The sequence below is a fragment of the Martelella mediterranea genome, from assembly GCF_004342225.1.
Taxonomy (GTDB): domain Bacteria; phylum Pseudomonadota; class Alphaproteobacteria; order Rhizobiales; family Rhizobiaceae; genus Martelella; species Martelella mediterranea_B.
In genome coordinates, this window is sequence record NZ_SMAR01000011.1 from 51,261 (window position 1) to 75,326 (window position 24,066).

Below are 24,066 nucleotides of genomic sequence, written 5' to 3' on the forward strand. Positions count from 1 at the left end.
ATTGCGACCGATATTCTCTTACCTCGACGCAGGTTCGTTCCGGAACATCGGGCGATTAGTCAGCAACGCCCGATGTTTCGGATTCTTTTTTCGCGTTGGGTTCGCGAAAAACCGGCTGACAGCTTTTTGCCCCGGGCTCTAACCGGGAAGCTTTGAGAGTGCCTGCTCAAAGTCTGCAATCAGGTCGTCGCCATCTTCAATTCCGGCAGAAAAGCGGATCGTGCCGCTTGTAATTCCCAGTTCCTCACGGGCGTCTTCAGACAGGTTCTTGTGTGTTGTTGTCGCCGGGTGGGTGATCAGGCTCTTGGCATCTCCGAGATTGTTGGAAATCGAAACAATATCCAGCGCATCCTGAAGCTTAAAGGCTGCCTCCTTGCCCCCTTTCAGATCAAAGGCGATCAGGCTGGAACCTCCCGTCATCTGCTTCTTGATGATGTCAGCCTGCGGATGGTCATCACGACCCGGATAAATCACTTTTGCAATCTGTTTCTGGCCAGCCAGAAAATCTGCCAGACGCCCTGCCGTTTCTGTCTGCTGCTTCACGCGCAGGGGGAATGTTTCCAGCCCCTTCATCAAAAGCCAGGCGTTAAAGGGCGAAAGCGCAGGCCCGGTATGGCGGAAGTAGTCCTGAAGTACCTCTTCAATCCATTCCTTTGACGATAAAACAACGCCACCGAGGCAGCGGCCCTGTCCGTCAATATGTTTGGTCGCCGAATAGACAACAACATCTGCACCAAGTTCCAGTGGTTTCTGGTAAAGCGCGGTGGCGAAGACATTGTCCACGACAACGCGCGCGCCTGCCTGATGGGCAAGGTCGCAAACGCCTTTGACGTCAACAACTTCCAGCGTCGGATTGGTCGGGCTTTCAAGGAAGAAAAGCTTCGTGTTCGGGCGTATCGCAGCTTCCCAGTTTTTCAGGTCTCGGCCATCAACCAGCGTGCATTCGATGCCATATTTGGGAGCCAGTGTTTCCACCACCCAGCGGCATGAACCGAACAGCGCGCGCGCGGCCACGATGTGATCTCCGGCGTTCAGCTGGCACAGAATAGCTGCCGAAACCGCCGCCATGCCGGATGCGGTGGCGCGTGCTTCTTCCGCCCCTTCCAGCGCACACATGCGTTTTTCAAACATATCATTGGTCGGGCTGCCATAGCGGGCGTAGATAAAGCCGTCATCCTCGCCTTTGAAACGGGCTTCGGCGTCGGCAGAGGTTTCATACAGAAAGCCCTGCGTCATGAAGATACCTTCGGACATTTCGCCGAACTGCGATCTGAGGCTTCCGCCGTGAACGAGCTTGGTTTGGGGGCGCCAGGAATTCTTCATCATTTTTCTCCAAACAAAAAAACCGGTCACATAAGGACCGGTTCCCCGGCCTTTTAGCAAGTTGTTTAACGTGGCTGCAAGCCGACCGGCCAAATCACCACGGGTATAAAACGGGCATAGTCCTCTAAAACGCTTGCGTCAATTGTGAAACATTGGTTTTGTCGCGCCACAGGGAGCTTACCATGTCGAAAAAACCGGGAATACTGACAGATCGCGCCATTGCCGCCCTCTTTGAAAGCGGCAATCTCGTCTGTGAAAGCGCGCTCGATCATGACCAGATTCAGCCCGCCAGCCTTGATCTCAGGCTTGGTGCGAAAGCCTATCGCGTCCGCGCCAGTTTTCTGCCCGGACCGGAGCATAAAGTTACAGATAAGCTCGAACGGCTCAGCCTGCATGAGGTTGATCTGAGCCAGGGGGCGGTTCTGGAAACCGGTTGCGTTTATATTGTCGAACTGATGGAAGCGCTGAAGCTTGACGAGGCGATGTCCGCGTCCACCAATCCAAAAAGCTCCACCGGCAGGCTCGACATCTTTACCCGCGTGATCACCGACCATGCGCAGGAATTCGATATCATTCCGGCAGGCTACAACGGGTCGCTTTATCTTGAAATTTCCCCGCGAACGTTCCCGATCATCGTTCGCAAAGGATCGCGCCTTTCCCAGATCCGCTTTCGTTCGGGGCATGCGGTTCTTTCCGAAGTGTCGCTGATGGCGCTGCATGAAAATCAGACGCTTGTGGCCAGCGATATGCCGAACATTTCAGGCGGCGGCATTGCACTATCGATTGATCTGGACGGTGAGGGCGAGAATGATCTGATCGGCTATCGTGGCAAGCATCATACCGGCGTGATCGACGTCGATCGCAAGGCTGGCTACGATATTCTCGATTTCTGGGAGCCGATTTACGGGCGCGGCAAGAAAGAGCTGATCCTCGATCCGGACGAGTTTTATATTCTGGTCTCGCGTGAGGCTGTGCATGTGCCGCCGCTTTATGCTGCTGAGATGACGCCATTCGACCCATTGGTGGGGGAATTCCGGGTCCACTATGCCGGTTTCTTTGATCCCGGTTTTGGTCACGCAGAGGCGGGCGGCAAAGGAGCGCGCGCCGTTCTGGAAGTCAGAAGCCACGAAGTGCCGTTCATTCTGGAACATGGCCAGATTGTCGGGCGGCTGGTTTATGAGCATATGCTGGACAAGCCTGATGCGCTTTATGGCGCTGGTCTTGGATCCAATTATCAGGCGCAGGGCCTGAAGCTGTCAAAGCATTTTCGGGTGGCTTGAGGCCGCCCATAAAGGCAGCCTCGGATTTCCGGTCCGATCAATCAGGACACCAGAATATTCTTGAACTGCCAGGGGTCTTTTTCGTCTTTCTTTTCCGGGAAAAGCGTCTGGCGGCCGGTAAGTGGTGTCCAGTCGGTATAATGGCCTTCGACCGGGCCAAGATAAGGCTTTTGCACTTCAAGGCAGCGGCGATAGTCCATCTCGTCGGTTTCGACGATGCCGGCTTCCGGATTTTCCAGTGCCCAGACCATGCCTGCCATGACCGCAGATGTGACCTGAAGCGCGGTCGCATTTTGATACGGTACAAGGTCGCGGGTCTCTTCAATCGAGAGGCGTGAACCATACCAGTAGGCGTTTTTATCGTGCCCATAGAGCAGAACGCCCAGCTCGTCGATGCCTGTCAGGATGTCGGCTTCTTCCAGAACCAGGTTGTCCGAAAGCGCGGTACCACCATTGCCGAACATTTCATCCAGTGAAAGAACAGCCACATCAGCCGGGTGATAGGCATAATGGCAGGTCGGGCGGTAGGTCACCTTGTCCTTGTCATTTCTGACCGTAAAAAAGTCGGCAATCGAGATCGACTCATTATGGGTAACAAGAAAGCCATATTGCGGGCCGGGTGTCGGGCACCAGCTTCTCACACGTGTATTGGCACCGGGCTGATCCAGATAGATTGCGGCCTTTGAGCCCTTTTTCTGTTTGTGCGCGTTTTTCGGAATCCACTCTTCATGCGTGCCCCAGCCAAGTTCTGCGGGCTGCAGGCCTTCGGCGACAAAACCTTCAACAGACCAGGTGTTCCAGAATGTACCCAGAGGGCGGAGGAATTTTGAACGCTGCGTATCACGCTCGGCGATGTGAATCCCTTTCACACCGGCATCCTTCATCAGTTTTGCCCAGCCTTCACGGTCATCGGCCTGCGGTTCGATATAATCCATGCCGGTGTCGCGGGCCACGTCAACGAGGGCCTGTTTGACAAACCATGAAACCATGCCGGGATTGGCACCGCAGCAGGAAACGGCGGTCGTGCCGCCAGGGTTCTTGCGCTTTTCTTTTCGCACCGTTTCACGCAATGCGTAATTGGTTCGCTCGGCATTGCCTGCTTTTTCATCGAAGTAAAAGCCAAGCCAGGGCTCAACGACGGTGTCGATGTAAAGCACACCAAGCGAGCGGCAGAGCTTCATGATGTCCAGCGAGGATGTATCAACTGAAAGATTGACACAGAAGCCCTGCCCGTCCCCTTCTGTCAGAAGCGGCTCCAGAAGCTCTTCGTAATTGTCTTTGGTGACGCCGGCATGGATGAAGCGTACACCGTGATTGGCTGCGAGGCCTGCATGGGCATCATTCGGGTCGATGATGACCATGCGTGATTTGTCGAAGCGGAAATGTCGCTCGATCAGGGGCAGAGCACCGCGCCCGATTGAGCCGAAGCCGATCATCACGATGGGTCCGGTAATTTCGGCATGGATCGGGTATTCCTGTTGCATTTCCTTATCCTTCTGGTCTCGTTTCGGCCTGAAGCGGCACGCATGATTTCCTGCGCTGCAGCCACGGGCAGCGTCGCTTGCGAACGTTCACCTGAAAGCGCAGTCTTAAAGAAGCGTGATCACAATCTACTGTCTTAGTAAAGCCGATTTAGCGGCTCGGTTCCACCGTTGAGGTCGAAACTTTCACGAGATAGGCCGTCAGCGCTGCAACGTCGCTGTCCGTCATGCCTTTATAGGCCCGTTCTTCTCGTGTCAGTGCTTGCAGCTGTGCCATCATTGCCCGGGCGATCCTTTCGGCCTCCTTATGGCGTGCGATTACCGCCAGCGGGTCCGAATATATGCGGATCGTGAAGAGCACTGCACCCGTTTGCGGCAGGCGGCGCAGCGTCTGGCGCTCAACGCGGATAAAGTTTGCAGCAATCGGGCGAACTGGTCTGAAAGGGTCGCCGTCCACTTCTTTAAGGGGCGGCATCGCCAGCGAAGGTGAGCCTTTGAAGGACCAGTTGAAGCGCTCAGCCGGAAGATCAGGTTTCAGATTATCGAAAATGCGCTCAACCAGCTTTGCGTTCCGTGTCCCGGCCTGAAAGCCCGGCACGGTTTCATGTACACCGCTCATCGGCCGCCCGGCCTTTTCAGCCAGTAACCATGATGAGGGAAAGGCAATGAAGCCTGCAGCAAGGTGCCATTCATTCCCCCGCTTGCATAAAATGGCCAGATCGTCCTGGATCATCAGCCCGGCTCGCATCAGCGGCGGGATGGTTTCGTCTGAAAGGCTGACGCTATGGCCGGAGCCCGCGGTGATGCGGTCGCCGGTCCGTTGAAACCGGTCAGCGTGGTATTTCGCAAGGTGATCGCTGATCAGCGAAAGCGCTTCCCGCTGGGCCGGCAGCGTGTCTTCGTCTGCCCGGAAGACATTCTCTGCATCTTTCTTTAAAAGCGCCGCTTTTTCGTCGAGGTAGCGGCCGAGCTCATCATCCGGCTCCAGCCATTGCGACAGCGGCAGCTGCGAAAGGCCGATGGCAAAGGGTTTATGCATGCCACCATAGGGCATGTGGCGCGGAGAAGAAAAATCGGTCATACGCTTTTGCGATTAGTCTTTGTTGTCCTTCAGTCCCTCAAGGCCGGCGGCAGTGCGTGAAAAGTCAACTTCGGTTAGTTGTGCCTCGGCAACGCCGCTCCAGACAAAGGGATCGGCATTGCAAATTGCCTGCACGTCTTCCATCGAACCCTTTGCCAGTATGACACCGCCCGTCCGTGGAACCTTGCGGCCGGAGGCGATAAAATCTCCTGCCTCATAATGCTTCTGGAGCCAGTTGATATGTGCATCGAAATGCTCCTGAACGAGTTCCATAGGGGCAATGTAGGTCAGCGAGATAATGATCATAGCAATCCTGACTGGCTGTTGAGGCTACCGGTTGTGTCAGGCGGGATGGGACCTGAATACCGGCTTTTCAGTTGTCCGTGGTATGCCGCTGCTTCTTGAGAATCAAGAATATGTCGCGCGCCGGACAGAGGTTTGACCCGCCGTTCGGTTTGCGACTGCTACCCGCCCAGTATAGGGAAAGGCAGATGCATAAAACGGTCTTTTTCACTAAGTTGCAAGCCATCGGGGCCGTGCCTGGAATAACGGATGAAATCTCTGAAAACCTGTCCACATGCGTCTTGCATCTCATAGCCATCTCGAATATGAGGAGCCTCACTTTGATGCGCGTGTGGCGGAATTGGTAGACGCACCAGATTTAGGTTCTGGCGCCGAGAGGTGTGGGGGTTCGAGTCCCTCCACGCGCACCAGGAGTTTCTTGTCGTGATTTCAGCTTGATCCCAAGCTCCGGAAAGTCGCAACAGTGGCTCGGGGCAGGTAAAGACCGGTGCCTGCGGGCGCTTCGTGGCCGACAGCAAGCCCGCTATAAAATCATGTATCTGGTTTGATGCTCTCCACAGTCCTCTCAAACCGGCTCGAGGACCCAGCCCTGTTCCGTCGCAAGCAAGCGATCTGATAATCCGATGTTTTTCAGAAATGACGCATCATGTGACACAACAATCAACGTGCCCTGATAACCACGCAACATGACTTCCAATGCTTCCAACGAGGGCAAATCAAGGTGATTGCTCGGCTCGTCAAGCAGCAACAGTTCTGGTGGTGATGCAGCGTAGAGAATGCAGGCGAGCGCGGCCTTCAGACGTTCACCACCGCTGAGTGAGCCGCTGGGTATTGCTATTTTCTGCGCGTCAATCCCGAGCTGAGCCAGACGCATACGCAGATCCCCTTCGGCTGCTGTGCTGTTCGCCGACTGTAACTGTTCCAGCACCGTTTTATCCGGTTCCAGATTCTCTAATCGCTGATCGAGATATGCGCTTGATGAGGTTACGTGAAATTCACCGGCCAGAGGGGTAACCCGGCCTACAAGTACCCGCAGGAGTGTGGATTTACCACAACCGTTCGGACCGACGACACCGATGCGCTGCTGTCCGCCCAGAAGCAGGCTGATCGTACTGGTCGCACCCGAAATGTGAGGCAGTTTCACGGCGTTCATTTCTGCCACGCGACGCTTTGCGGCCTGCCGCACCGGTACTTTATGAAGAACAATCGGTAGTTCCTCTTCGACCTCCTTTGCGGCATCGATGACGCTTTGGTTGAGTTGCGCCCGGCTGGCGGCCTGTTTCCGGTGCATTGCACCTGAAGATGTTTCGCTGCGCTCTTTTTGACGATCCAGCAAAATCTTGGTTTGATTGGCCTCCTTGCCTTGCCGGTTGCCACGTGCCTGCCGTCGCTCCTGTCGCATACGCTGTTTCCGCATCGCCTGTTCCTGACGTTGGCGTTCAAGCTTGCGCGCACTCAGATTTTCGATTGCCGTCTGTCGTTCGTGTGCTTTGGCTTCAGCATAAAATGAATAGTTGCCGCCATAGCTGTGCAGTCCCCGAGAGGACAATTCGATAATACGTTCCATGGTTTCCAGCAATTGCCGGTCATGGCTGACCACAATCAGCCCGCGTGGCCAGCATTGCAGCTGTTCGATAATTGCCTGACGGTTCGGTTGGTCGAGATGGTTGCTTGGCTCATCGAGAACCAGGAAATCTGCATCTGAGAGCATAGCGCCGATCAGGGAAACCCGTATCGCCTCGCCGCCGCTCAGAACTCCGGCGGGTGTATCTGCTTTCAGGTGACCCAGCTTGTTGCGTTCGAGAGCGTTGCAGAGTTGTTCCTGTATGTCCCACCGGTTGCCTACGGCATCGAAGGCTTCAGGGGCTATACTGCCTGCCTCAATACGGTCTATCGCATCCAGTGTGGGTTTAATTCCCGCCAATCCTGCCACTGTAGAACCATCCGGCGGTACCACTTGCTGCGCAAGGTAGTGCACACTGCCTGAACACTGGCATTGGCCCGAGGTGGGTTGCAGCACCCCGGACAGAATACGGGCGAGCACAGTTTTTCCGATACCATTGCGTCCAACCAGTCCTGTTGGGCGCGTATCGAACTGCTCATGAAGGCCGGAGAAAAGTGTTCTGTTGTCTGGCAGAACGTAAGATACGTCTTTGAGTACGAGATGGTTATTCGTCATGCTTTATTCCAAAGATGCCAAGAACTCCCCTGCTGACGGGGGCTGGTGGAGACTGGCCGTTATAAGAACGGCGACATCAATGGCGCATCAGACAAATGCCTCATAATGGAACGGTTTGGCTCCCTATTTTACAGGCACTTGCATCAATGGACAACACAGTCGTTCCAAAAACGCAGTTTCAGGTGAACGAACCTTATCTCACGAACCGCTGGAAATGCGGGTGTGCAGAGTGGGGTGTGCGGGCCTGGCAGACGCTTTAAAGCGCGACCACGCACACCACCAGATGTTATCCGGAGTAAGTGGAATGAAGCGCATGGTCTCCCGTGACAAATCGGGCTTTCAGCAGTGCTTCGCGGTATTCAGCCTCAGCGGTTGAATCAAGGACGATGCCTCCACCGACATTGAAGACAGCCTGACCGTCAGCGAACAGCGACACCGTGCGTATGGCGACATTGAAAAGCATGGCGCCGGTTGGGGCGATATGCCCGATCGCGCCGCAATAGGCGCCGCGTGGCCCGTCTTCCAGTTCATGCAGAATTTTCATGGCTGCGATTTTGGGCGCCCCGGTGATCGATCCGCAGGGGAAAAGTGCGGTGAAAATGTCGGCAATGCTGAGATCAGGCAGAAGGCGCGCGCGCACATGACTGACCATTTGGTGAAGGGTTGGGTATGTTTCGATCTCGAACAGTTTCGGAACGTGGACACTGCCGGTTTCGGCAATACGTGAGATATCATTGCGCAACAGATCCACGATCATGCAGTTTTCCGCCAGCGTTTTTTCGTCATCAAGCATTGCCGCAACGATTGCTTCGTCTTCAGTTCCGGATTTGCCACGCGGGGCGGTGCCCTTCATCGGGTGCGTTTCGATAAAGCCATTGTCATCGACCCTGAAGAACAGTTCCGGTGAGCGTGATAAAATACACGGCCCGTCAAGGTCGATGAAAGCAGCGTAACGGACAGGCTGGCGGGTCGAAAGCGCCTGAAATCCGGACCAGGGTGCACCTGTAAAACGCGCGTGAACCGGAAAGGTCAGATTGCCCTGATAGCAGTTTCCCGCCATCAGGTTGGTGTGAAGCGTGTCGAAGCGCTGAGCATAGGCCTTGAAATTCCAGAGCGGCCTGAAATCTGTAAACCCGATGTCCTCTATTTTGCGGGGCGCGTGATTATGCGCCAGAGGCCACTCTTCCGGTGTGCCGAAAATACCGAATGAAAGGTAGGGAACCTCTGGTTTTGCCGGCGCCAGATGGGCAAGAACAGGCTCAAGCATGAAGCCTGCCTCATAAGCCATGTAACCCGCCAGCCACTTGCCTGAACGACGGGCTTCTTCCATTTCTTCAAGCGCCGGAGAAACCTCTTCTGCCCGGTGGGCTGTGATGATCCGTTCCGGCCTTGAAAAGGCACGCGTCCTCCCGGCGATGTCATCACAGAAGATGGCATGGGGGGCGGCGCGCATCGGCCAATATCATTCTTCGTTGTCGAGCGTTTCCAGCTCGTCAATCAGGCCTTCAATCATCGAAAGGCCTTTGCTCCAGAATGCTGGGTCACTGGCATCCAGACCGAAGGGCTTCAAAAGCTCGGTGTGATGCTTTGTGCCGCCAGCCTTCAGCATATCGAAATACTTGTCCTGAAAGCCGCTTTCGGCATTCTGATAAACGGCATAAAGCGAGTTCACCAGGCAGTCGCCGAAGGCATAGGCATAAACATAAAATGGCGAATGAATGAAGTGTGGCACGTAGGTCCAGTAGGTCTCATAGCCATCAGCCAGTTTAATGGCCGGTCCAAGGCTTTCGGCCTGAACCGACATCCACATCTCGCAGATCTGATCTTCGGTCAGTTCGCCCTCGCGCCGTGCCGTGTGAACCTTGCGTTCAAACTGGTAAAAGGCGATCTGGCGCACGACCGTGTTGATCATGTCTTCAACCTTCTGCGCCAGCATGGCCTTGCGGGCAGCCTTGTCTTCGGTCTCCGCCAGCAGTGCGCGGAAGGTCAGCATTTCACCGAAAACGGAGGCGGTTTCTGCCAGCGTCAGCGGCGTGGAGCACATCAGCCCGCCCTGTTTACCAGCCAGAACCTGATGGACGCCGTGGCCCAGCTCATGCGCCAGTGTCATCACATCCCGCGGCTTGCCGAGATAATTCACCAGAACATAGGGGTGGGCGGAAGGCACTGTCGGATGTGCAAATGCACCAGTGCGCTTGCCCGGGCGGATTGGTGCATCAATCCAGTTTTCATCAAAGAAGCGACGTGCGATATCGGCCATTTCGGGCGAGAATGCACCATAAGCTGAAAGCACTGTATCCTTCGCTTCAGTCCACGGAATTGTGCGCTCTGCGGTTTCCGGCAACGGAGCATTGCGGTCCCAGTAATTCATCTGGTCCATGCCAAGCCACTTTGCCTTCATCTTGTAATAACGGTGCGAAAGCCGCGGATAGGCATCAGTGACGGCTTCTGTCAGCGCGTCGACCACGTCACGCTCCACCCGGTTGGAAAGGTGGCGGCTGTCGGCAATATCCTCAAAACCATGCCATCGGCTGTTGATCTCGGTATCCTTCGCCAGCGTATTCATGATCAGGGAGAAGGTCGGCAGGTTGGCCTTGAATGTTTTTGCCAGCGCTTCGGCTGCAGATTTGCGCTTTGTTTCTTTTGTGTCGGAAAGAAGGTTCAGCGTCTGCTCCAGAGGCAAATCCTTGCCGTCGACCTCAAACCGCAGGCCGTCCATGGTCTGGTCAAACAGGCGGTTGAACGCCTGAGCGCCGGTCATCGACTTTTCCATGAACAGCTGCTCGGTCTTGTCGTCAAGCTGATGCGGCTTTTCTTTTCTGAGATCAATGATCCATGACCGGTAATGTGCGAGGCGTGAGTCAGTCTGAAGTGAGCTATTGATGGTGTCTTCGCTGAGCCGGTTTAACTCCAGTTCGAAGAACAGAAGGTCGGCATAAATTTCAGTGATGCGTGCCGAGGTGTCGCCGAAGAGTTTGCGCAGTGCCGGTTCACTGGCATTGGCGAAATATGCAAGGCCTGCATAAGAACCAAGGCGCCCCAGGATTTCGCCAATGGCCTCATATTCCTCAACGGCGGCCCCGAGGCCGTCATCGCCAGTTTTCGCGGCAGCGGCTTCAAGCGTACCCTTCCAGCGCTCAGAAAAAGCGCGTGCTTTTGCTGCCGCGTTGTCGAAATCCTGCCTGAATTCAGCAGAATCGGGAGTCGGGTAAAGGTGCGTCAGATCCCATTCCGGAAGACTGCCGAGAGCCTTCTCATCTGAGTGAGTATTTTCGGCGCTGAACTGCGGAAACGGGATGTGCAACATAAAACGGCCTTCCTGAATGAACGGAGACAATCGCAACGGCAACTGCCTCAGATTTTTATCAAGATGTACGGGCTCGAATGTCAGTTCGCAAGGCATGGCCTCAAGATGATTTAAAGCAAGGTTTTAACCGTTGGGAAAGGTTAATGTCCTATAACGGGGACTAGGAAATTAACGCTGAATTGACTATAAAGCGGCAAAACGGAAATGGTGACCAAGTATTGCCTCGTTTGCGCCGCATTGGGTCTGCACAAAGAAGATTATCCATGCTTGCGGCCTGACGCCTGACTTTAGGGGAAGCATAAGGCGATCTTCAAGAACATTCCAGGGAGAACCCGGTTTGATCATCCGTCCATCGTGTATTTTGTTCAGACGGACACTTCTCGCTCTTGCGATCGTTGCGACGGCGTTTTTCGCTTTCGGAACGGCGGGAGCGCGGGCTGAAACACGTACGCTCAAGATTTATTACATCCACACCGGAGAAAAAGCCGAGATCACTTTCAAGCGCAATGGTCGATATGATCAGAAAGGGCTTGATAAGCTGAACTGGTTCCTTCGCGACTGGCGGCGTAACGAGCCGACCAAGATGGATCCGCGACTCTTCGATCTGGTCTGGGAGGTTTATCAGCGTGTTGGTGCCTCAGATTACATCAATGTGGTCTCCGCCTACCGTGCGCCGGAAACCAATGCGATGCTGCGGAAGAACTCATCCGGTGTTGCGAAGAAATCTCAGCACATTCAGGGCCGCGCGATGGACTTTTTCATCCCCGGCGTGCCGCTGGCAAAGCTGCGCGCGACCGCAATGAAGCTGCAGCGCGGCGGGGTCGGATATTACCCGCGTTCAGGCTCACCCTTCGTGCATCTGGATGTCGCCAGCGTGCGCGCTTGGCCGCGCATGAGCCGCAGCCAGCTGTCTTCTCTGTTTCCGGAAGGGCATACGCTGCATCTGCCTGCTGACGGAAAACCTCTGCCCGGTTATGCTGAGGCGCTTGCAGAATACAAGGCCAAGGGAAGCGTTTCCGGGTCTGAGCCGGTGCGTGTTGCAAGAGCGAGCACCAATGACGACAGCGACGAGGATGAAGGCCGCACATTGCTGGGCATGCTGTTTAAGCGTGGCGGCGACGGCAACCAGTCTTCGGGCGCATCCGGCTCCCAGTCTCCTTCACAAAACAGCGCGCCGGCACAGCGTCCGGTTGATATTCTGACTGCTGCCGTGAGCTTCGACAATCTCGATATTCCGGTTCCGCTTTCGCGACCGGGCGGCTCTGAAGAAGGACCTGGGACGGCTCTTGCGACTGCTCTGGTTGATCCCAATCCCATCGAGGATGAGGCGGAAACAGACCTCGCACTGGCTGCCAATATACCGCTGCCGCAGGAACGGCCGGCAACCATTGTCTCCAGCAGCGATCTGTCGGTTTCTGATGTGCTGGTCGACGAACAGCTTTCCGGTGGTTCGGCAGAGCGCGTCGAGGTTGCTTCGCTTGAACCCGGTCGTGAGCCGGAAAGTGTGGCGCTGGCGCTTTCCTCTGCAAGTGTCCCGGTGCCAAGCCCGCGGCTCGCATATGCCGAAACCGGTTCCTCTGAAGGACTCTCGTTTGATCCCTCTAAGGGTGACGCTCCGTCGCCCTTGCGCGAGCCCAGGCGGAAGGCGCACAGTGTCCTTGCAGACAAGCTCGAAGAAATGGGTGACACGACCGTTGTTGCTGTGAATGAAAAAGATGACTTCCGGGCCGTATTCCAGCCGACCGTTGCGCGGCTGCGCGCCGCCGTCCCTGAGGCCCCTGTGAAGGGTGAAAGACCCGTCCTTCCGGTGGAAGTTGCACTTGGTACAGCTAGCGCTGGTTACACCGGTAGTATATCCGCAGTAAGCGGATCTTCTGGATCGCTTTCGGGTCAAACTAATACAGTAAAATCAAATAAAAAGACCATTTCTGAGTATTTTGATGCCGAACGATTCTGAAGATCGGTCTTGTTGTGATTTTTTACTTGTGGTTGATGTTTCTTTGACGTAACGTGCGTCTATGACCACATATGACCCCTTTATTGCGATTTCCGATCCGAACCGGCGCCATCTTCTGATGGCGTTGCGGCGTGAGCCAAAGACGGTGACGGAGCTTTCGGAAGGACTGCCGATCAGCCGGCCAGCGGTATCGCAGCACCTCAAGGCGCTGCTGGATAGCAAGCTCGTGCGTGTCACGCCCGTTGGGACGAAGCGGTTTTACGCAATCGATCCTGAGGGGTTCACGACGCTCAGTGTCTGGCTCCGTCAGTTCTGATATCGGTTGCTCTTGTCGCATGTATCAAAACATACGTCATCGATGATGATTTTGAGCCTATCTTTGAGCGTGTGTTTGAAAGGGTAGGCTTTCGGCATCAGAGCTGGGTATTCGATCTTGAAACCGTCTTCCCGATTCTGTTTTCCGAAAATCGATTCCGATTTTGGGGCCGATGCTGTAAATTTCAGGCATTAAAAAAGCCGCCCCGCGGGAAATGGGGGCGGCTTTTGTGATGGTTGGCTTCTGCTGGTCTCTGCTCAGCTTGCGCGACGGCGCTCATTGACCGGCTGATAGGCCAGCTTTGCATGATACTTGCAGTAAGGCGAATTTTCAGAAGCGTCGCAGCCGCAGAAGTAGAAATCTTCCTGCGTCGGATCTCCGACCGGCCACTTGCAGGTCATTTCGGTCAGTTCCGTCAGTGCAATTTTCCGCATGATCGGAACAACATTGTTGTCCGTATTGCGTGCAACTTCCGGCTGGGTGGCGACCTCTGCTTCAGGTTCCTGCTTCAGCGCCGTCGCACCAACACTGCGCGGTGCGCTGCTGGTTGTGGACGCGGTTGCCTTAGCGTTCACAGAGCTGCCGGAACCAGCCGGGCGTCCTGCAGCCTTGGATGCAAAATTCGGTGCGCGCGGCGCGGCCGTGTTGCGGCTTGTGGCGCGTGTCTGCTGAGGCGCTGCGGAACCGCCGCTCTTGGTGCGACCCGGCAGGCTCAGGCGATGTACTTTGCCGATCACGGCATTCCGGCTTACGCCGCCAAGCTGTGTCGCGATCTGACTCGCACTCAGCCCCTCGGACCAGAGTTGCTTGAGTTTTTCGACGCGCTCTTCAGTCCAGCTCATACGTTATCTCCGCCAATTGCGGGCGGAATCCCTCCCCATGCCCAGAAAAGACCATTCCGGGGCAGGCAGTTTGTGCCAGTACGGGTAAAAAGATCCGCCGCTTGCAGTCTTTGATGGGCTTTAAGTTAGGCTGATGGCGGAACCGTGGCAAGGTTGCCGCGAATCACCTGATTCCTTTTTCAAGGTTTTCCCCAACTTGGTGGTGTCCGACACGAAATTGCCACAAAATCGCAGGCCGTGCGGGATTTATTGACATTGTTTGCGGAGATGACAATATATGGCTGGCCGCCCGTCAAAGGCGGCATTTTTAATTTCTGAGCTGGCCGTTTTCATCGGCAGGCTGATCTCATGACCCAGGCCGGGAGCAAAATCGTCATGTCCGGAGCATCGCCTCTATACAACACCTATGCCAGAATACCGCTCAACTTCGAGCGCGGCGAGGGCGTGTGGCTTGTCACCGACAATGGCGAACGATATCTGGATTTTGCTGCTGGCATCGCCGTGAACGCGCTGGGTCATGCGCATCCGCATCTTGTTGCCGCCCTGAAGGAGCAGGCCGACAAGCTCTGGCATCTTTCCAATTTGTATCAGGTGGCCGGTCAGGAGACGCTGGCCGAGCGGCTTGTCGCGCACACATTTGCAGATCGGGTCTTCTTTAACAATTCCGGAGCCGAGGCGCTGGAATGTGCCATCAAGACCGCGCGTCGCTATCACTATGCCAAGGGTAATCCGGAAAAGATCGACATCATCACCTTTGAAGGCGCCTTTCATGGTCGCACACTGGCGACCATCGCTGCTGGTGGGCAGGCGAAATATATGGAAGGTTTCGGCCCGAAAGCGCCGGGATTTCGCCAGATATCGGCCGGTGACGTCGAGGCATTGAAAGCCGCGGTTAATGAAGAAACCGCCGCGCTGTTGATCGAGCCCATTCAGGGTGAAGGCGGTATCCGCCTCATTGATAAGGCTTATCTACAGGCGATGCGGGCGGTCTGCGACGAGCATGATCTGCTGCTGATCTTTGATGAAGTGCAATCCGGCGTCGGGCGGACTGGTACATTCTTCGCTTATGAACAGACCGGTGTTCATCCTGATATTATGGCAATCGCCAAGGGTATCGGCGGTGGGTTCCCGCTGGGGGCCTGTCTGGCAACGGAAGAGGCTGCTTCCGGCATGGTTCCGGGTGTGCATGGTACCACATTCGGCGGCAATCCGCTGGCCATGGCGGTTGGCAATGCTGTTCTGGATGTTGTGCTTGAAGATGGTTTCCTGACGCATGTGAAAGATATGGCACTTATTTTCCGTCAGGGATTGGCAGAACTGCAGGATCGATATCCGGATGTTATTGCCGAAATCCGCGGTGAAGGGCTGATGCTTGGCATCAAGGCGAGCGTTCCGGCTTCGGAACTGGTCGCGGCCATGCGTGACGAACATGTGCTGGCCGTTCCTGCCGGTGACAATGTGATCCGGCTTCTGCCGCCATTGATTGTCAGTGCGGAGGATGTCCGCAACGGCCTCGATCATATCTCGAAGGCGGCTGAAAAGCTGCATACCGCTCAAATTTCCTCTCAGCAAACTGCCTGAACGAATAAGAAAGAACTGACCGATGTCGCATCCGAGACATTTTCTCGATCTGTCTGCCATGTCCAAGTCCGCTCTTCGGGAGATCCTGGATGACGCAGCGACCCGCAAGGCGGCGCAGAAAGCCGGAAATGGCAATAAGCCCCTCGATGGCAAAGTTCTGGCGATGATCTTTGAAAAACCATCGACCCGCACACGTGTCTCTTTCGATGTCGGTATGCGTCAGCTTGGCGGTGAAACGCTGGTTCTTTCCGGCAAGGATATGCAGCTGGGGCGCGCCGAAACAATCGGGGATACAGCCAAGGTTCTGTCTCGTTACGTTGATGCGATCATGATCCGGACGACCGATCATAACCGCCTGCTGGAGCTGGCGGAATATGCCACTGTTCCGGTGATCAACGGGCTGACCGACGATACCCATCCCTGCCAGATCATGGCGGACCTCCAGACGCTGGAGGAGCATAACGGTCCGGTGGCCGGCAAGACAATCGCGTGGACCGGCGACGGCAATAATGTGCTGCACTCCTTTGTTGAGGGGGCCGCGTGCTTCGGTTATCGCATGAACATCGCCGTGCCGGCTGGCTCTGAGCCAGCGAAGCGCTTTATTGACTGGGCCCGCAATGAAGGTGCAGAGATTAATTTCTTTGAGAGCGCTGAGGCGGCGGTTAAGGGCGTAGACTGTGTGGTGACGGATACATGGGTTTCCATGAACCAGGAGCATAAGGCGCGCGGTCATAATGTTTTCCAGCCTTATCAGGTCAATGCTGACCTGATGCGCCACGCCAGGGAAGACGCAGTGTTCATGCATTGCCTGCCAGCCCATCGCGGCGAAGAGGTGACCGATGAGGTGATTGACGGCCCGCAGTCCGTTGTTTTCGACGAGGCTGAAAACCGTCTCCATGCCCAGAAATCGGTTATGGCCTGGTGCCTAGGCGCGTTTGGCTGACGCGCCGGAATTTTAACGCGGGCCGTTTTTTTTCGGCATCGCGAACATGCTCGGTTTTTGTTTTTCGCGCGATTGGACCGACGGCAATATGCGGGTTCATTGAAAAATCGCGTCAATCGGCCAAGGAGTGAAACATGCAGGATCTAGAAAGCCAGCTCGGCGAACTCGGGTTCGCCGGAGATGATATGGTTGTGCCCTTCCAGGTCGATGCACTCGATGTGCGTGGGCGGACTGTTCAACTTGGCGGTTTGCTGGACACGATACTGGAACGCCACAACTATCCTGAAGCCGTTGCCCGGCTTCTGTCCGAAGTGATCGTGCTGACGACGCTGATCGGCACCTCATTGAAATTCGAGGGTAAATTTACCGTTCAGACCAAGAGTGATGGTGCTGTTGATCTTCTGGTCGCGGATTTTTCCACGCCGGATGCATTGCGTGGCTATGCACGCTTTAATCAGGAGGCGCTTGAGGCCGCAGTCGCGGCCGGCAAGGCCGAGCCGCAGGACCTGCTGGGCGCAGGTGTGCTGGCGTTTACCATTGATCAGGGCAAATATATGCAACCCTATCAGGGGATCGTTCAGCTGGACGGGCGTTCGCTGGAGGAAATCGCGATGGCGTATTTCCGTCAGTCCGAGCAGATTCCAACGGCTGTGCGTCTTGGTGTTGCAAAGCTGATCGACCGGGATGACGATGGTAATACGCGTGAGCGCTGGCGTGCCGGCGGGCTGGTTGCACAGTTCCTGCCGGAAGAAGCGGGCCGCATGCGTCAGCCGGATTTGCATGGTGGAGATGGTGACGACGGTGAACCGTCACACGGTATGGACGATTCCTGGAATGAAGCCCGTGCGATGGTTGAGACGATCGATCTTGATGAAATGACGGATCCGGAAATCGGGGCAGAGCGTTTGTTGTTCCGGTTGTTTCACGAGCGCGGTGTTCGTGTTTATCCGGCGCAGCCTGTTTATGACCGCTGCAGCTGCTCGCGTGAGCGGATCATGGATGTGCTCAAAGGCTTTACGGCCGAAGAGATTGATGAGAGCACAGAGGATGGAAAGATTTCGGTGACCTGCGAGTTCTGTTCAACGCTCTACGAATACACTCCGCAGGAAGTGCGGGATGCTGTGAAGGGCCAGTAACACAGGCTCATTCTACGGCTATACTCAGCTTCTGGCCGTCCGTGCTATGATTTTGTTGCGGCCTGAGGACTTTGCCTCGTACAACAACTCGTCGGTAAATGCGAAAGTGTTCAGAAAGTTGCTGTTCTCGGTGAATGTGGTGAGGCCGATACTGCACGTGACGTGAAAGTCTTGCTGAGCGAAAGAAAAGCGGCAGGCTGCAACAGCCAGCCGCAAGCGCTCGGCAAACAGTCTGGCGGCTTCCATTGTCACGCCCGGAAGGATAATAACAAACTCCTCCCCGCCTATTCGGCCGACGATGTCTTGTTTTCGGGTGTGCTGCTTAAGGGTTTCTCCGATCGTTGCCAGCACTTCGTCCCCAGCCAGATGCCCATACGTGTCGTTGATCTTCTTGAAATGATCGAGATCGCAAACAATCAGGCTGGAATAGGTCCACGGGAAGCGGCCGGTTGTTTTTGCTTCTCCGTCGACAGCGATGTCAGAGGTTGGAGCGGTCGCCGAAAGTGCTTTGTTTGCCTTGCTTGCGCGCCGGTCCTCACTGAGAAACAGTTTTGATGAGCGTCGTTCAAAACCTGTTCGGTTCAGAATGCCGGTCAGTGGGTCGATGTCACGTTCGTTCTGGATGTCGGAGATGATATCGCTGATGGCCGCCGCGAGGACTGTCAGAGCCAGTGCCGGACCAAGAATCCCGTTTGTAAGCATGAGGTACTGCCAGAACTCCGAACGTCCGAAAGCCGGTACGCCGTGCGGTGGATTCAGGCCGATTGTCAGGACTGTCCGAACGATAAACTGCAGACCGAAAAGCAGCACGAAGCAGAACAGTGCCCGGTTTATCGTTCGTTGCTCCAGATGTTTCCTCATCCGCAGGGCGGCAGTGATAAAAAGCGCGCCATAGCCTGCGTTTTGAATGTAGACCCGCATCAAAACATCGCGGTCGACGTAAAAATAATACGCGATAAGCGCCATAAAGGCGGTGAGCAGCAGTATATCGCGTTTGAATCCAATCGGCCGGCGTGCGCGTAGCAGAATGCCCTCAACCGCGCACAGGATGGCCGATGTGTAGAAGAAATTGGAAAATAGTGCATTGCGCCCATCGCCGGATGGCCATTGCAGGATTTGCATGATGGCGCCTATGGGCGCAAGAAGGCAGCCTGCGGCCATCAGCAAAAGATAATGACGCTCGCGGTCCTTCAGCCACGCCCCGATGAAAGCGGCTGTGAAAATCATCAGGACTGATGGTGCAATCAGCGATAGTAGCAGCCGGATACTTGCGTCATTCATGATTTGAAAAGTGTTCTTGTCTTTTAGAAAATGGAAGGCAAGGGGCAGTAAATTATCGTCAAGTAGTATATAAAATATTGTTCGGGTTCAACTCAGGTGGATTTTGGCTTCCGCATTTATTAAGCCGGACCTCAAAAAGGTTTTGGAATTTCAATTGAGACGCTTCTTTAACGCGCTTAGAATAACAGTGAATAGGGTTGATGTGTCGAAGGAGATTGCAGCTTGAGGTTGGGGATCCCAAAGACCAGGTTTTGTGAAGCGGGTGAAGCGCCTAGGTGTCGGGCCCGGCGGGGCCGTCATGCTGCGGGGGAAGATCCGGCCAAACGTGCGCAGATACTGGAAGGCGCCGGCGAGGTCTTCATGCGTGTCGGTTTCGATGCCGCCAGCATGAACGATATCACGCGTGCCGCCGGCGTTTCCAAAGGGACAATTTACGTTTACTTCGAAAACAAGGAAGAGCTTTTCCGGACGATCATTCTGGAGACGCGTAAACGCATCTTTGCCGATCTGCGCTCAATCCTGGAGAGCGGTGGTGAGGTTGAGGAGACGTTAAGGCGCTTTTCAATGACCCTCATCACCGGGCTGACACAGGATGATACCATCCGCGCCATGCGTATCGCCATAAGCGTTGCAGACCGTTTCCCCAAACTGGTTCAGGCGTTCTTTGCCAATTCGACCGAGAACCTTCAGGATGCCGTCACGGACTTCGTTGCTGCTGAATGCAAGAAGGGACGGCTGAAAGTCGACGATCCGCGTATTGCGGGTTCGCAGTTTCTACAGCTTTGCACCGGTCATATCTGGAAGATGCGGCTTTTCGGCCTGATGGAAAACGAGCCCCAACCTGCAGAGATCGCCGAAACAGCAGAAAACGCTGTTTCGATGTTCATGCGAAGCTATGGCCCGTCGGAATAGCTGTTTTCTGATTGTTTTCAGGCCGTCTGCGTTTCGCCGGTTGAATTTCTGCGTGCTCACCTTCGGTAAGGGCCGTTTCGGCTTCAGTGTGCCATGTCGCCGCCGTCGCCCTGTGGTTTGCGCACGAGAATGATGCAGACTGTCAGTACGGCAAAGAGCACGGTCAGAATATCAAACACATCGATGTAGGCCAGCAGCCAGGCCTGCTCTGATACAATCCGCGACAGTTGATAGATGGCTGCCTTATCCCCGTCCAGCCCCTGACTGGACAGAAGGCCGCCGACCATTTCCAGCCACTCCTGAGTGGTGTGGCTTGCTGCATCCACGCTGGCTGCAAGGCGGTCATAGTGAAAATCATCACGGCTGGTCAGCATAGTGTTGATAATCGCAAGGCCCACAGCACCGCCGAGGTTGCGTGTCAGGTTGAACAGGCCGGATGCATTTTTGACGTCCTGCGGCGGGAGCGTTCCAAGAGCAATATTGGAAACAGGGATCATTGACATCATCAGCGCTACGCCGCGCAAGGCCTGTGGCCAGAACAGTTCCCAGTAGTCCCATTCAGCCGTAATATGCGTCATCTGCCACGTGCTGAATGCAAACAGGCCAAGGCCGATCGCCATCATCACCCGCGGGTCGAGCTTGTTTGACAAAATTCCGGAGATTGGAGCGGTGATCATCATCGCCGCGCCGGTGACAAACATGGTTTCACCGATCATCAGCGCGTCGTAGCCGCGAATATTCGCCATATAGAGTGGAAACAGGTAGACGAGGCCATAAAGGCCAATGCCGATGGAAAAAGAGAAGATCGAGCCGATGGAGAAATTAAAATCCCGGAAGGCCCTGAGATCGACCACCGGATAGCGCGTGGTGAAGGAACGGTAGAAAAAGATGATGGCGCCGATCACCATGGCGGCAAAGACATAGCGGATTGTCTCGCTCTGGAACCAGTTGTCTTTGTTGCCTTCTTCCAGAAAATACTCAAGTGAGCCCAGAAACAGCGCCATCGAAAACAGGCCGACCCAGTCAAAGTGTCTGAAAATCGAAAAGTCAGGTTTATCGAAATCGATCAGCATCCAGGCGCCGATTGCGACCAGAATTCCCGGCACAACATTGATCAGAAACAGCCAGTGCCACGAAAATGCATCGACCAGATAGCCACCGACTGTTGGTCCAATGGTTGGTGCCAGCGTTGCGACAAGCCCGACGACCGGGATAACCGTTGCCCGTTTTGACGGTGGAAAAGCGGTGAAGGCAACAGCAAAGACGGCTGGCACCATTCCACCGCTCATGAAGCCCTGCAGTGCGCGATAAACGATCATCTGATCAATATTCGTCGCCGTGGCACAAAGTGCGCTGCAAAGTGTGAACAGCGTGGCCGAGATTGAAAACATCACCCGTGTGGACAGGATACGCGCCAGAATGCCGGAAAGCGGGATCATGATGACTTCGGCAATCAGATACGATGTCTGAACCCAGGCGATTTCATCGGCGCTGGCCGAAATGCCTGCCTGAATGTCCGTTAATGCAGATGCAACGATCTGAATGTCGAGGATCGCCATGAACATGCCGAAAGCCATGACGATGAAAGCCGCCCAGGTGCGCCCGCTGACATGATCAGAGGCCTGCTCTGGCTGCTTTTGATTGTCATCTATGGTGGACGTGTCTGACATGGCGAGAGGCCGTTCCGGCATAGTTCAGAAAAAGGGGCGAAAATGCAGAGGCCCGCCTTGTCATTCAGCAAGCGGGCCCTTTTATCGGGAGGCTAGTCTGTGGCGCCGTTTACTTCGCCCAGTGTGCCATCCGGGGCTGTGCGGCTGTCAGCTTCCACCGTGACCGAAAGCCCGGCCTTCAGATGGCCCTTGTCGAGTTCATCCTGAGGGATCGAGATGCGAACCGGAATGCGCTGCACCACCTTAGTGAAATTGCCCGTGGCATTTTGCGGCGGCAGAAGCGCGAAGACTGAGCCCGATGCTGGCGAGAAGGATTCAACCTTGCCCTTGAAGTCATGTGCTTCATAGGCATCGACGGTGACATGAACATCTTCGCCGATACCGAGCCTGTTAAGGTCAGTCTCCTTGAAATTTGCCTGGATATAGAGGTTTTGCGTTGGCACCAGTGCTCCAAGACGCTTGCCGGAAGACACAAGGTCGCCAACCTGAACATTCTTGTTGCCGAAAATACCGTCGATCGGCGCGCGAATTTCAGTGAAGGACAGGTCGCGTTTGGCCTGTTCCACGGAAAGCTGGCTCTGCTTGAGTGCCGCCTGCTGCTGAGCGAGCTTGGCTTCTGCTGTGTTGATGTTCGAACTGGCAACATCAATGGCTGCGTTTGCGGCTTCAACCTTGGCCTTCAGCTGATCGACCATCGCTCTGGCATCATCGAACGAGGCTTCGGTTGCAGCCCCTTTTTCCTTCAGCGTATTGGCACGCTTGAGCGCCGTTCTGGCATTTTCAATCTGCGGGTCCAGTGCATCGCGGTTCGCTTTGGCCTGGTTCAGCTGCGCTTTCGCGCCGGCAATTTCTGCTTCCGTGGCTTTCAAAGCGACCTTTTGAGCGTTGAGCTGGGCTTCGGCCTGAGCCAGAGCGTTCTCATAGTCACCGTCATCAATCTTGATCAGAAGGTCGCCCTTCTTAACCTTCTGATTGTCTTCGACACTGATGCTCTCAACATAGCCTGAGACCTTCGGCGAGATGATCGCGATATCTCCTTCGATATAGGCGTCATCTGTTGAAACCATGAACCGTCCATCTGTCCACCAGTGCCAGCCAAACCAGCCCGCGCCAGCGATTACGGCCAGTGCAATGATGGTGAAAACGATTTTCCGCGCTCCCCCGCCACCTGATTTTTCATTTTGGTGCGCGGTTGCCGGGTTGTTTTCGTTTCCAGTGTCTTCTGTATGGCTCATCTCGTAAAAATGCCTTTCTCATGCCGGGGCTGGCGGCAAACCGTCGAACAAGAGGGGGGTATCGTCGGGTCGAACCGATAGGTTCGATCTTAGATCGTTGCTTTATTGCTGGCCGATACAAGGGTCAAGCACGGCATACATTTCTTGCGCCTCAAAGGGCCGTTCATCTGGTGTGGATGTTAAATTGACGGTATAGATCCCCAAAAGGGGCACGGGAGGGAACCATAGTGTTTCCCAAACGTATGTCTATGCACTCAGCGGTATATACCGCGTGGTTTATTGTTTTTTCAAGTGATTAAATTTCTGGCCTTTCGTGCGTTGAATGTTAATGGAGATGAAGCTTGTCTGACCTCGTAATACTGGCAACAATGCCGGAGGCCTGGGCCGCTCTGGTAACCCTCATCGTTATGGAGGTTGTCCTTGGCATCGATAACCTTGTCTTTATCTCCATCCTGACAAACAAGCTGCCAGAAAGTCAGAGACAGAGTGCAAGGCGGATCGGCCTTGGATTGGCACTTATCCTGCGACTTTTGCTTCTGGCGACCGTTGCCTTCATCGTGCAACTGACGACACCGGTCTTCTCGGCTTTCGGTCATGGTTTCTCGTGGAAGGACATCATCCTCATTGCAGGCGGGTTGTTCCTTGTCTGGAAGGCGACAAAGGAAATTCACCATAATGTTGATCCGGATGAACAGCCCGGTGAGATGATCGGTGGGGCCGTGAAAACAGGCTTTGCCGCCGCCATTGCCCAGATCCTGCTTCTGGATCTCGTATTTTCCATCGACAGCATCATCACCGCCGTTGGCATGACGGAGCACTTGCCGATTATGGTGATCGCGGTTGTGGTTGCCGTAACACTGATGCTGGTGGCCGCGGGTCCGCTGGCGCGGTTTATTGAAGCCAATCCGACCATCGTGATGTTGGCACTGGCCTTCCTTCTGATGATCGGCATGACGCTGATTGCCGATGGCCTCGGCTTTCATGTCCCCAAGGGGTATGTCTATGCCGCCATGGCTTTTTCCGGTCTGGTGGAGTTTCTCAACATGCTGGCAAGGCGCAAACGGCGGAAGGATCGCGCCATGCAGACGGACGCAGCAGAAACACGTCATTAATGCCTCGGCCTTGACGTTACCGGTTGAATATGGCCTAAGGCTGGCCTGAAAGAGCCGCATTTTAAAAGGGCGCAAGACGCCCTGGCGGTTTTACGGAATTTCAGTTTTTTGAAGAACTCTTTCGGCC

General features: G+C 55.0%; 19 protein-coding genes, 1 tRNA gene and 1 riboswitch. Of the genes, 9 read left to right on the forward strand and 11 right to left on the reverse strand.

Annotation, left to right across the window (positions count from 1 at the left end; genetic code table 11):
• Positions 1–138 precede the first annotated feature (138 nt).
• Complete coding sequence (locus EDC90_RS09260) at positions 139–1,323, reverse strand: O-succinylhomoserine sulfhydrylase (protein WP_132310798.1); 1,185 nt, start codon at positions 1,321–1,323, stop codon at positions 139–141.
• Between the two features lie 33 nt (positions 1,324–1,356).
• A riboswitch (SAM riboswitch) is annotated at positions 1,357–1,434 on the reverse strand.
• A 71-nt stretch (positions 1,435–1,505) separates the two neighbouring features.
• On the opposite strand from EDC90_RS09260, the gene EDC90_RS09265 reads away from it, so the two are divergent.
• The gene (locus EDC90_RS09265) at positions 1,506–2,603 is read left to right on the forward strand and encodes a 2'-deoxycytidine 5'-triphosphate deaminase (protein WP_132310799.1); all 1,098 of its coding nucleotides are present in this window, start codon (positions 1,506–1,508) and stop codon (positions 2,601–2,603) included.
• A gap of 41 nt (positions 2,604–2,644) precedes the next feature.
• On the opposite strand, the gene EDC90_RS09270 is transcribed toward EDC90_RS09265, so the two are convergent.
• From EDC90_RS09270 to EDC90_RS09280, 3 genes are all read right to left on the reverse strand, one after another.
• Positions 2,645–4,087, reverse strand: coding sequence for a homospermidine synthase (locus EDC90_RS09270; protein ID WP_132310801.1), 1,443 nt, complete (start codon positions 4,085–4,087; stop codon positions 2,645–2,647).
• A gap of 148 nt (positions 4,088–4,235) precedes the next feature.
• A complete protein-coding gene (locus EDC90_RS09275) occupies positions 4,236–5,165 on the reverse strand; it encodes a heme-dependent oxidative N-demethylase family protein (RefSeq protein ID WP_132310803.1) in 930 nt (309 codons plus the stop codon).
• 12 nt (positions 5,166–5,177) lie between these two features.
• Positions 5,178–5,471: a YciI family protein gene (locus EDC90_RS09280; protein WP_132310805.1), complete on the reverse strand. Its 294-nt coding sequence runs from the start codon at positions 5,469–5,471 to the stop codon at positions 5,178–5,180.
• Between the two features lie 322 nt (positions 5,472–5,793).
• Here EDC90_RS09280 and EDC90_RS09285 point away from each other — a divergent pair.
• A tRNA-Leu gene (locus tag EDC90_RS09285) sits at positions 5,794–5,878 on the forward strand.
• A gap of 155 nt (positions 5,879–6,033) precedes the next feature.
• Here the strand turns inward: EDC90_RS09285 and EDC90_RS09290 are convergent.
• The 3 genes from EDC90_RS09290 to EDC90_RS09300 all read right to left on the reverse strand — a co-directional run bounded on the left by EDC90_RS09290 (position 6,034) and on the right by EDC90_RS09300 (position 10,954).
• Entirely contained in the window at positions 6,034–7,647 is a 1,614-nt protein-coding gene (locus EDC90_RS09290; RefSeq protein WP_132310807.1) for an ABC-F family ATP-binding cassette domain-containing protein, read from the reverse strand.
• A 286-nt stretch (positions 7,648–7,933) separates the two neighbouring features.
• Positions 7,934–9,100 carry an aminodeoxychorismate synthase component I gene (locus EDC90_RS09295; RefSeq protein WP_132310809.1) on the reverse strand — a complete coding sequence of 389 codons (1,167 nt, stop codon included), beginning with the start codon at positions 9,098–9,100 and terminating at the stop codon, positions 7,934–7,936.
• A gap of 9 nt (positions 9,101–9,109) precedes the next feature.
• Positions 9,110–10,954, reverse strand: coding sequence for a M3 family oligoendopeptidase (locus EDC90_RS09300; RefSeq protein ID WP_132310811.1), 1,845 nt, complete (start codon positions 10,952–10,954; stop codon positions 9,110–9,112).
• A gap of 391 nt (positions 10,955–11,345) precedes the next feature.
• Here EDC90_RS09300 and EDC90_RS09305 point away from each other — a divergent pair, with 391 nt between their 5' ends.
• Entirely contained in the window at positions 11,346–12,911 is a 1,566-nt protein-coding gene (locus EDC90_RS09305; RefSeq protein ID WP_432419999.1) for a DUF882 domain-containing protein, read from the forward strand.
• A gap of 61 nt (positions 12,912–12,972) precedes the next feature.
• Positions 12,973–13,227, forward strand: a complete 255-nt coding sequence (locus EDC90_RS09310; protein WP_132310815.1) for an ArsR/SmtB family transcription factor — start codon at positions 12,973–12,975, stop codon at positions 13,225–13,227.
• Between the two features lie 257 nt (positions 13,228–13,484).
• On the opposite strand, the gene EDC90_RS09315 is transcribed toward EDC90_RS09310, so the two are convergent.
• Entirely contained in the window at positions 13,485–14,069 is a 585-nt protein-coding gene (locus tag EDC90_RS09315) for a GcrA family cell cycle regulator (RefSeq protein WP_132310817.1), read from the reverse strand.
• A 375-nt stretch (positions 14,070–14,444) separates the two neighbouring features.
• Here EDC90_RS09315 and EDC90_RS09320 point away from each other — a divergent pair, with 375 nt between their 5' ends.
• The 3 genes from EDC90_RS09320 to EDC90_RS09330 all read left to right on the forward strand — a co-directional run bounded on the left by EDC90_RS09320 (position 14,445) and on the right by EDC90_RS09330 (position 17,729).
• A complete protein-coding gene (locus EDC90_RS09320; protein WP_165972796.1) occupies positions 14,445–15,650 on the forward strand; it encodes an aspartate aminotransferase family protein in 1,206 nt (401 codons plus the stop codon).
• A 22-nt stretch (positions 15,651–15,672) separates the two neighbouring features.
• The gene (gene argF, locus EDC90_RS09325; RefSeq protein ID WP_132310821.1) at positions 15,673–16,593 is read left to right on the forward strand and encodes an ornithine carbamoyltransferase; all 921 of its coding nucleotides are present in this window, start codon (positions 15,673–15,675) and stop codon (positions 16,591–16,593) included.
• A 134-nt stretch (positions 16,594–16,727) separates the two neighbouring features.
• Positions 16,728–17,729, forward strand: a complete 1,002-nt coding sequence (locus EDC90_RS09330) for an Hsp33 family molecular chaperone (protein WP_132310823.1) — start codon at positions 16,728–16,730, stop codon at positions 17,727–17,729.
• A gap of 24 nt (positions 17,730–17,753) precedes the next feature.
• Here the strand turns inward: EDC90_RS09330 and EDC90_RS09335 are convergent, their stop codons facing one another.
• Positions 17,754–19,010, reverse strand: coding sequence for a GGDEF domain-containing protein (locus EDC90_RS09335; RefSeq protein WP_245511006.1), 1,257 nt, complete (start codon positions 19,008–19,010; stop codon positions 17,754–17,756).
• A gap of 234 nt (positions 19,011–19,244) precedes the next feature.
• Here EDC90_RS09335 and EDC90_RS09340 point away from each other — a divergent pair, with 234 nt between their 5' ends.
• Complete coding sequence (locus EDC90_RS09340; protein WP_281015401.1) at positions 19,245–19,922, forward strand: TetR/AcrR family transcriptional regulator; 678 nt, start codon at positions 19,245–19,247, stop codon at positions 19,920–19,922.
• Between the two features lie 83 nt (positions 19,923–20,005).
• Here the strand turns inward: EDC90_RS09340 and EDC90_RS09345 are convergent, their stop codons facing one another.
• Together EDC90_RS09345 and EDC90_RS09350 are read right to left on the reverse strand one after the other, a co-directional pair.
• Positions 20,006–21,592: a DHA2 family efflux MFS transporter permease subunit gene (locus EDC90_RS09345; RefSeq protein ID WP_132310827.1), complete on the reverse strand. Its 1,587-nt coding sequence runs from the start codon at positions 21,590–21,592 to the stop codon at positions 20,006–20,008.
• Between the two features lie 92 nt (positions 21,593–21,684).
• Positions 21,685–22,827 (reverse strand): HlyD family secretion protein, encoded by a 1,143-nt coding sequence (locus EDC90_RS09350; protein ID WP_132310829.1) that lies wholly within the window; start codon positions 22,825–22,827, stop codon positions 21,685–21,687.
• A 368-nt stretch (positions 22,828–23,195) separates the two neighbouring features.
• On the opposite strand from EDC90_RS09350, the gene EDC90_RS09355 reads away from it, so the two are divergent.
• On the forward strand, positions 23,196–23,939 hold the full coding sequence (locus EDC90_RS09355) for a TerC family protein (protein ID WP_432420000.1): 744 nt from the start codon (positions 23,196–23,198) through the stop codon (positions 23,937–23,939).
• Positions 23,940–24,066 lie beyond the last annotated feature (127 nt).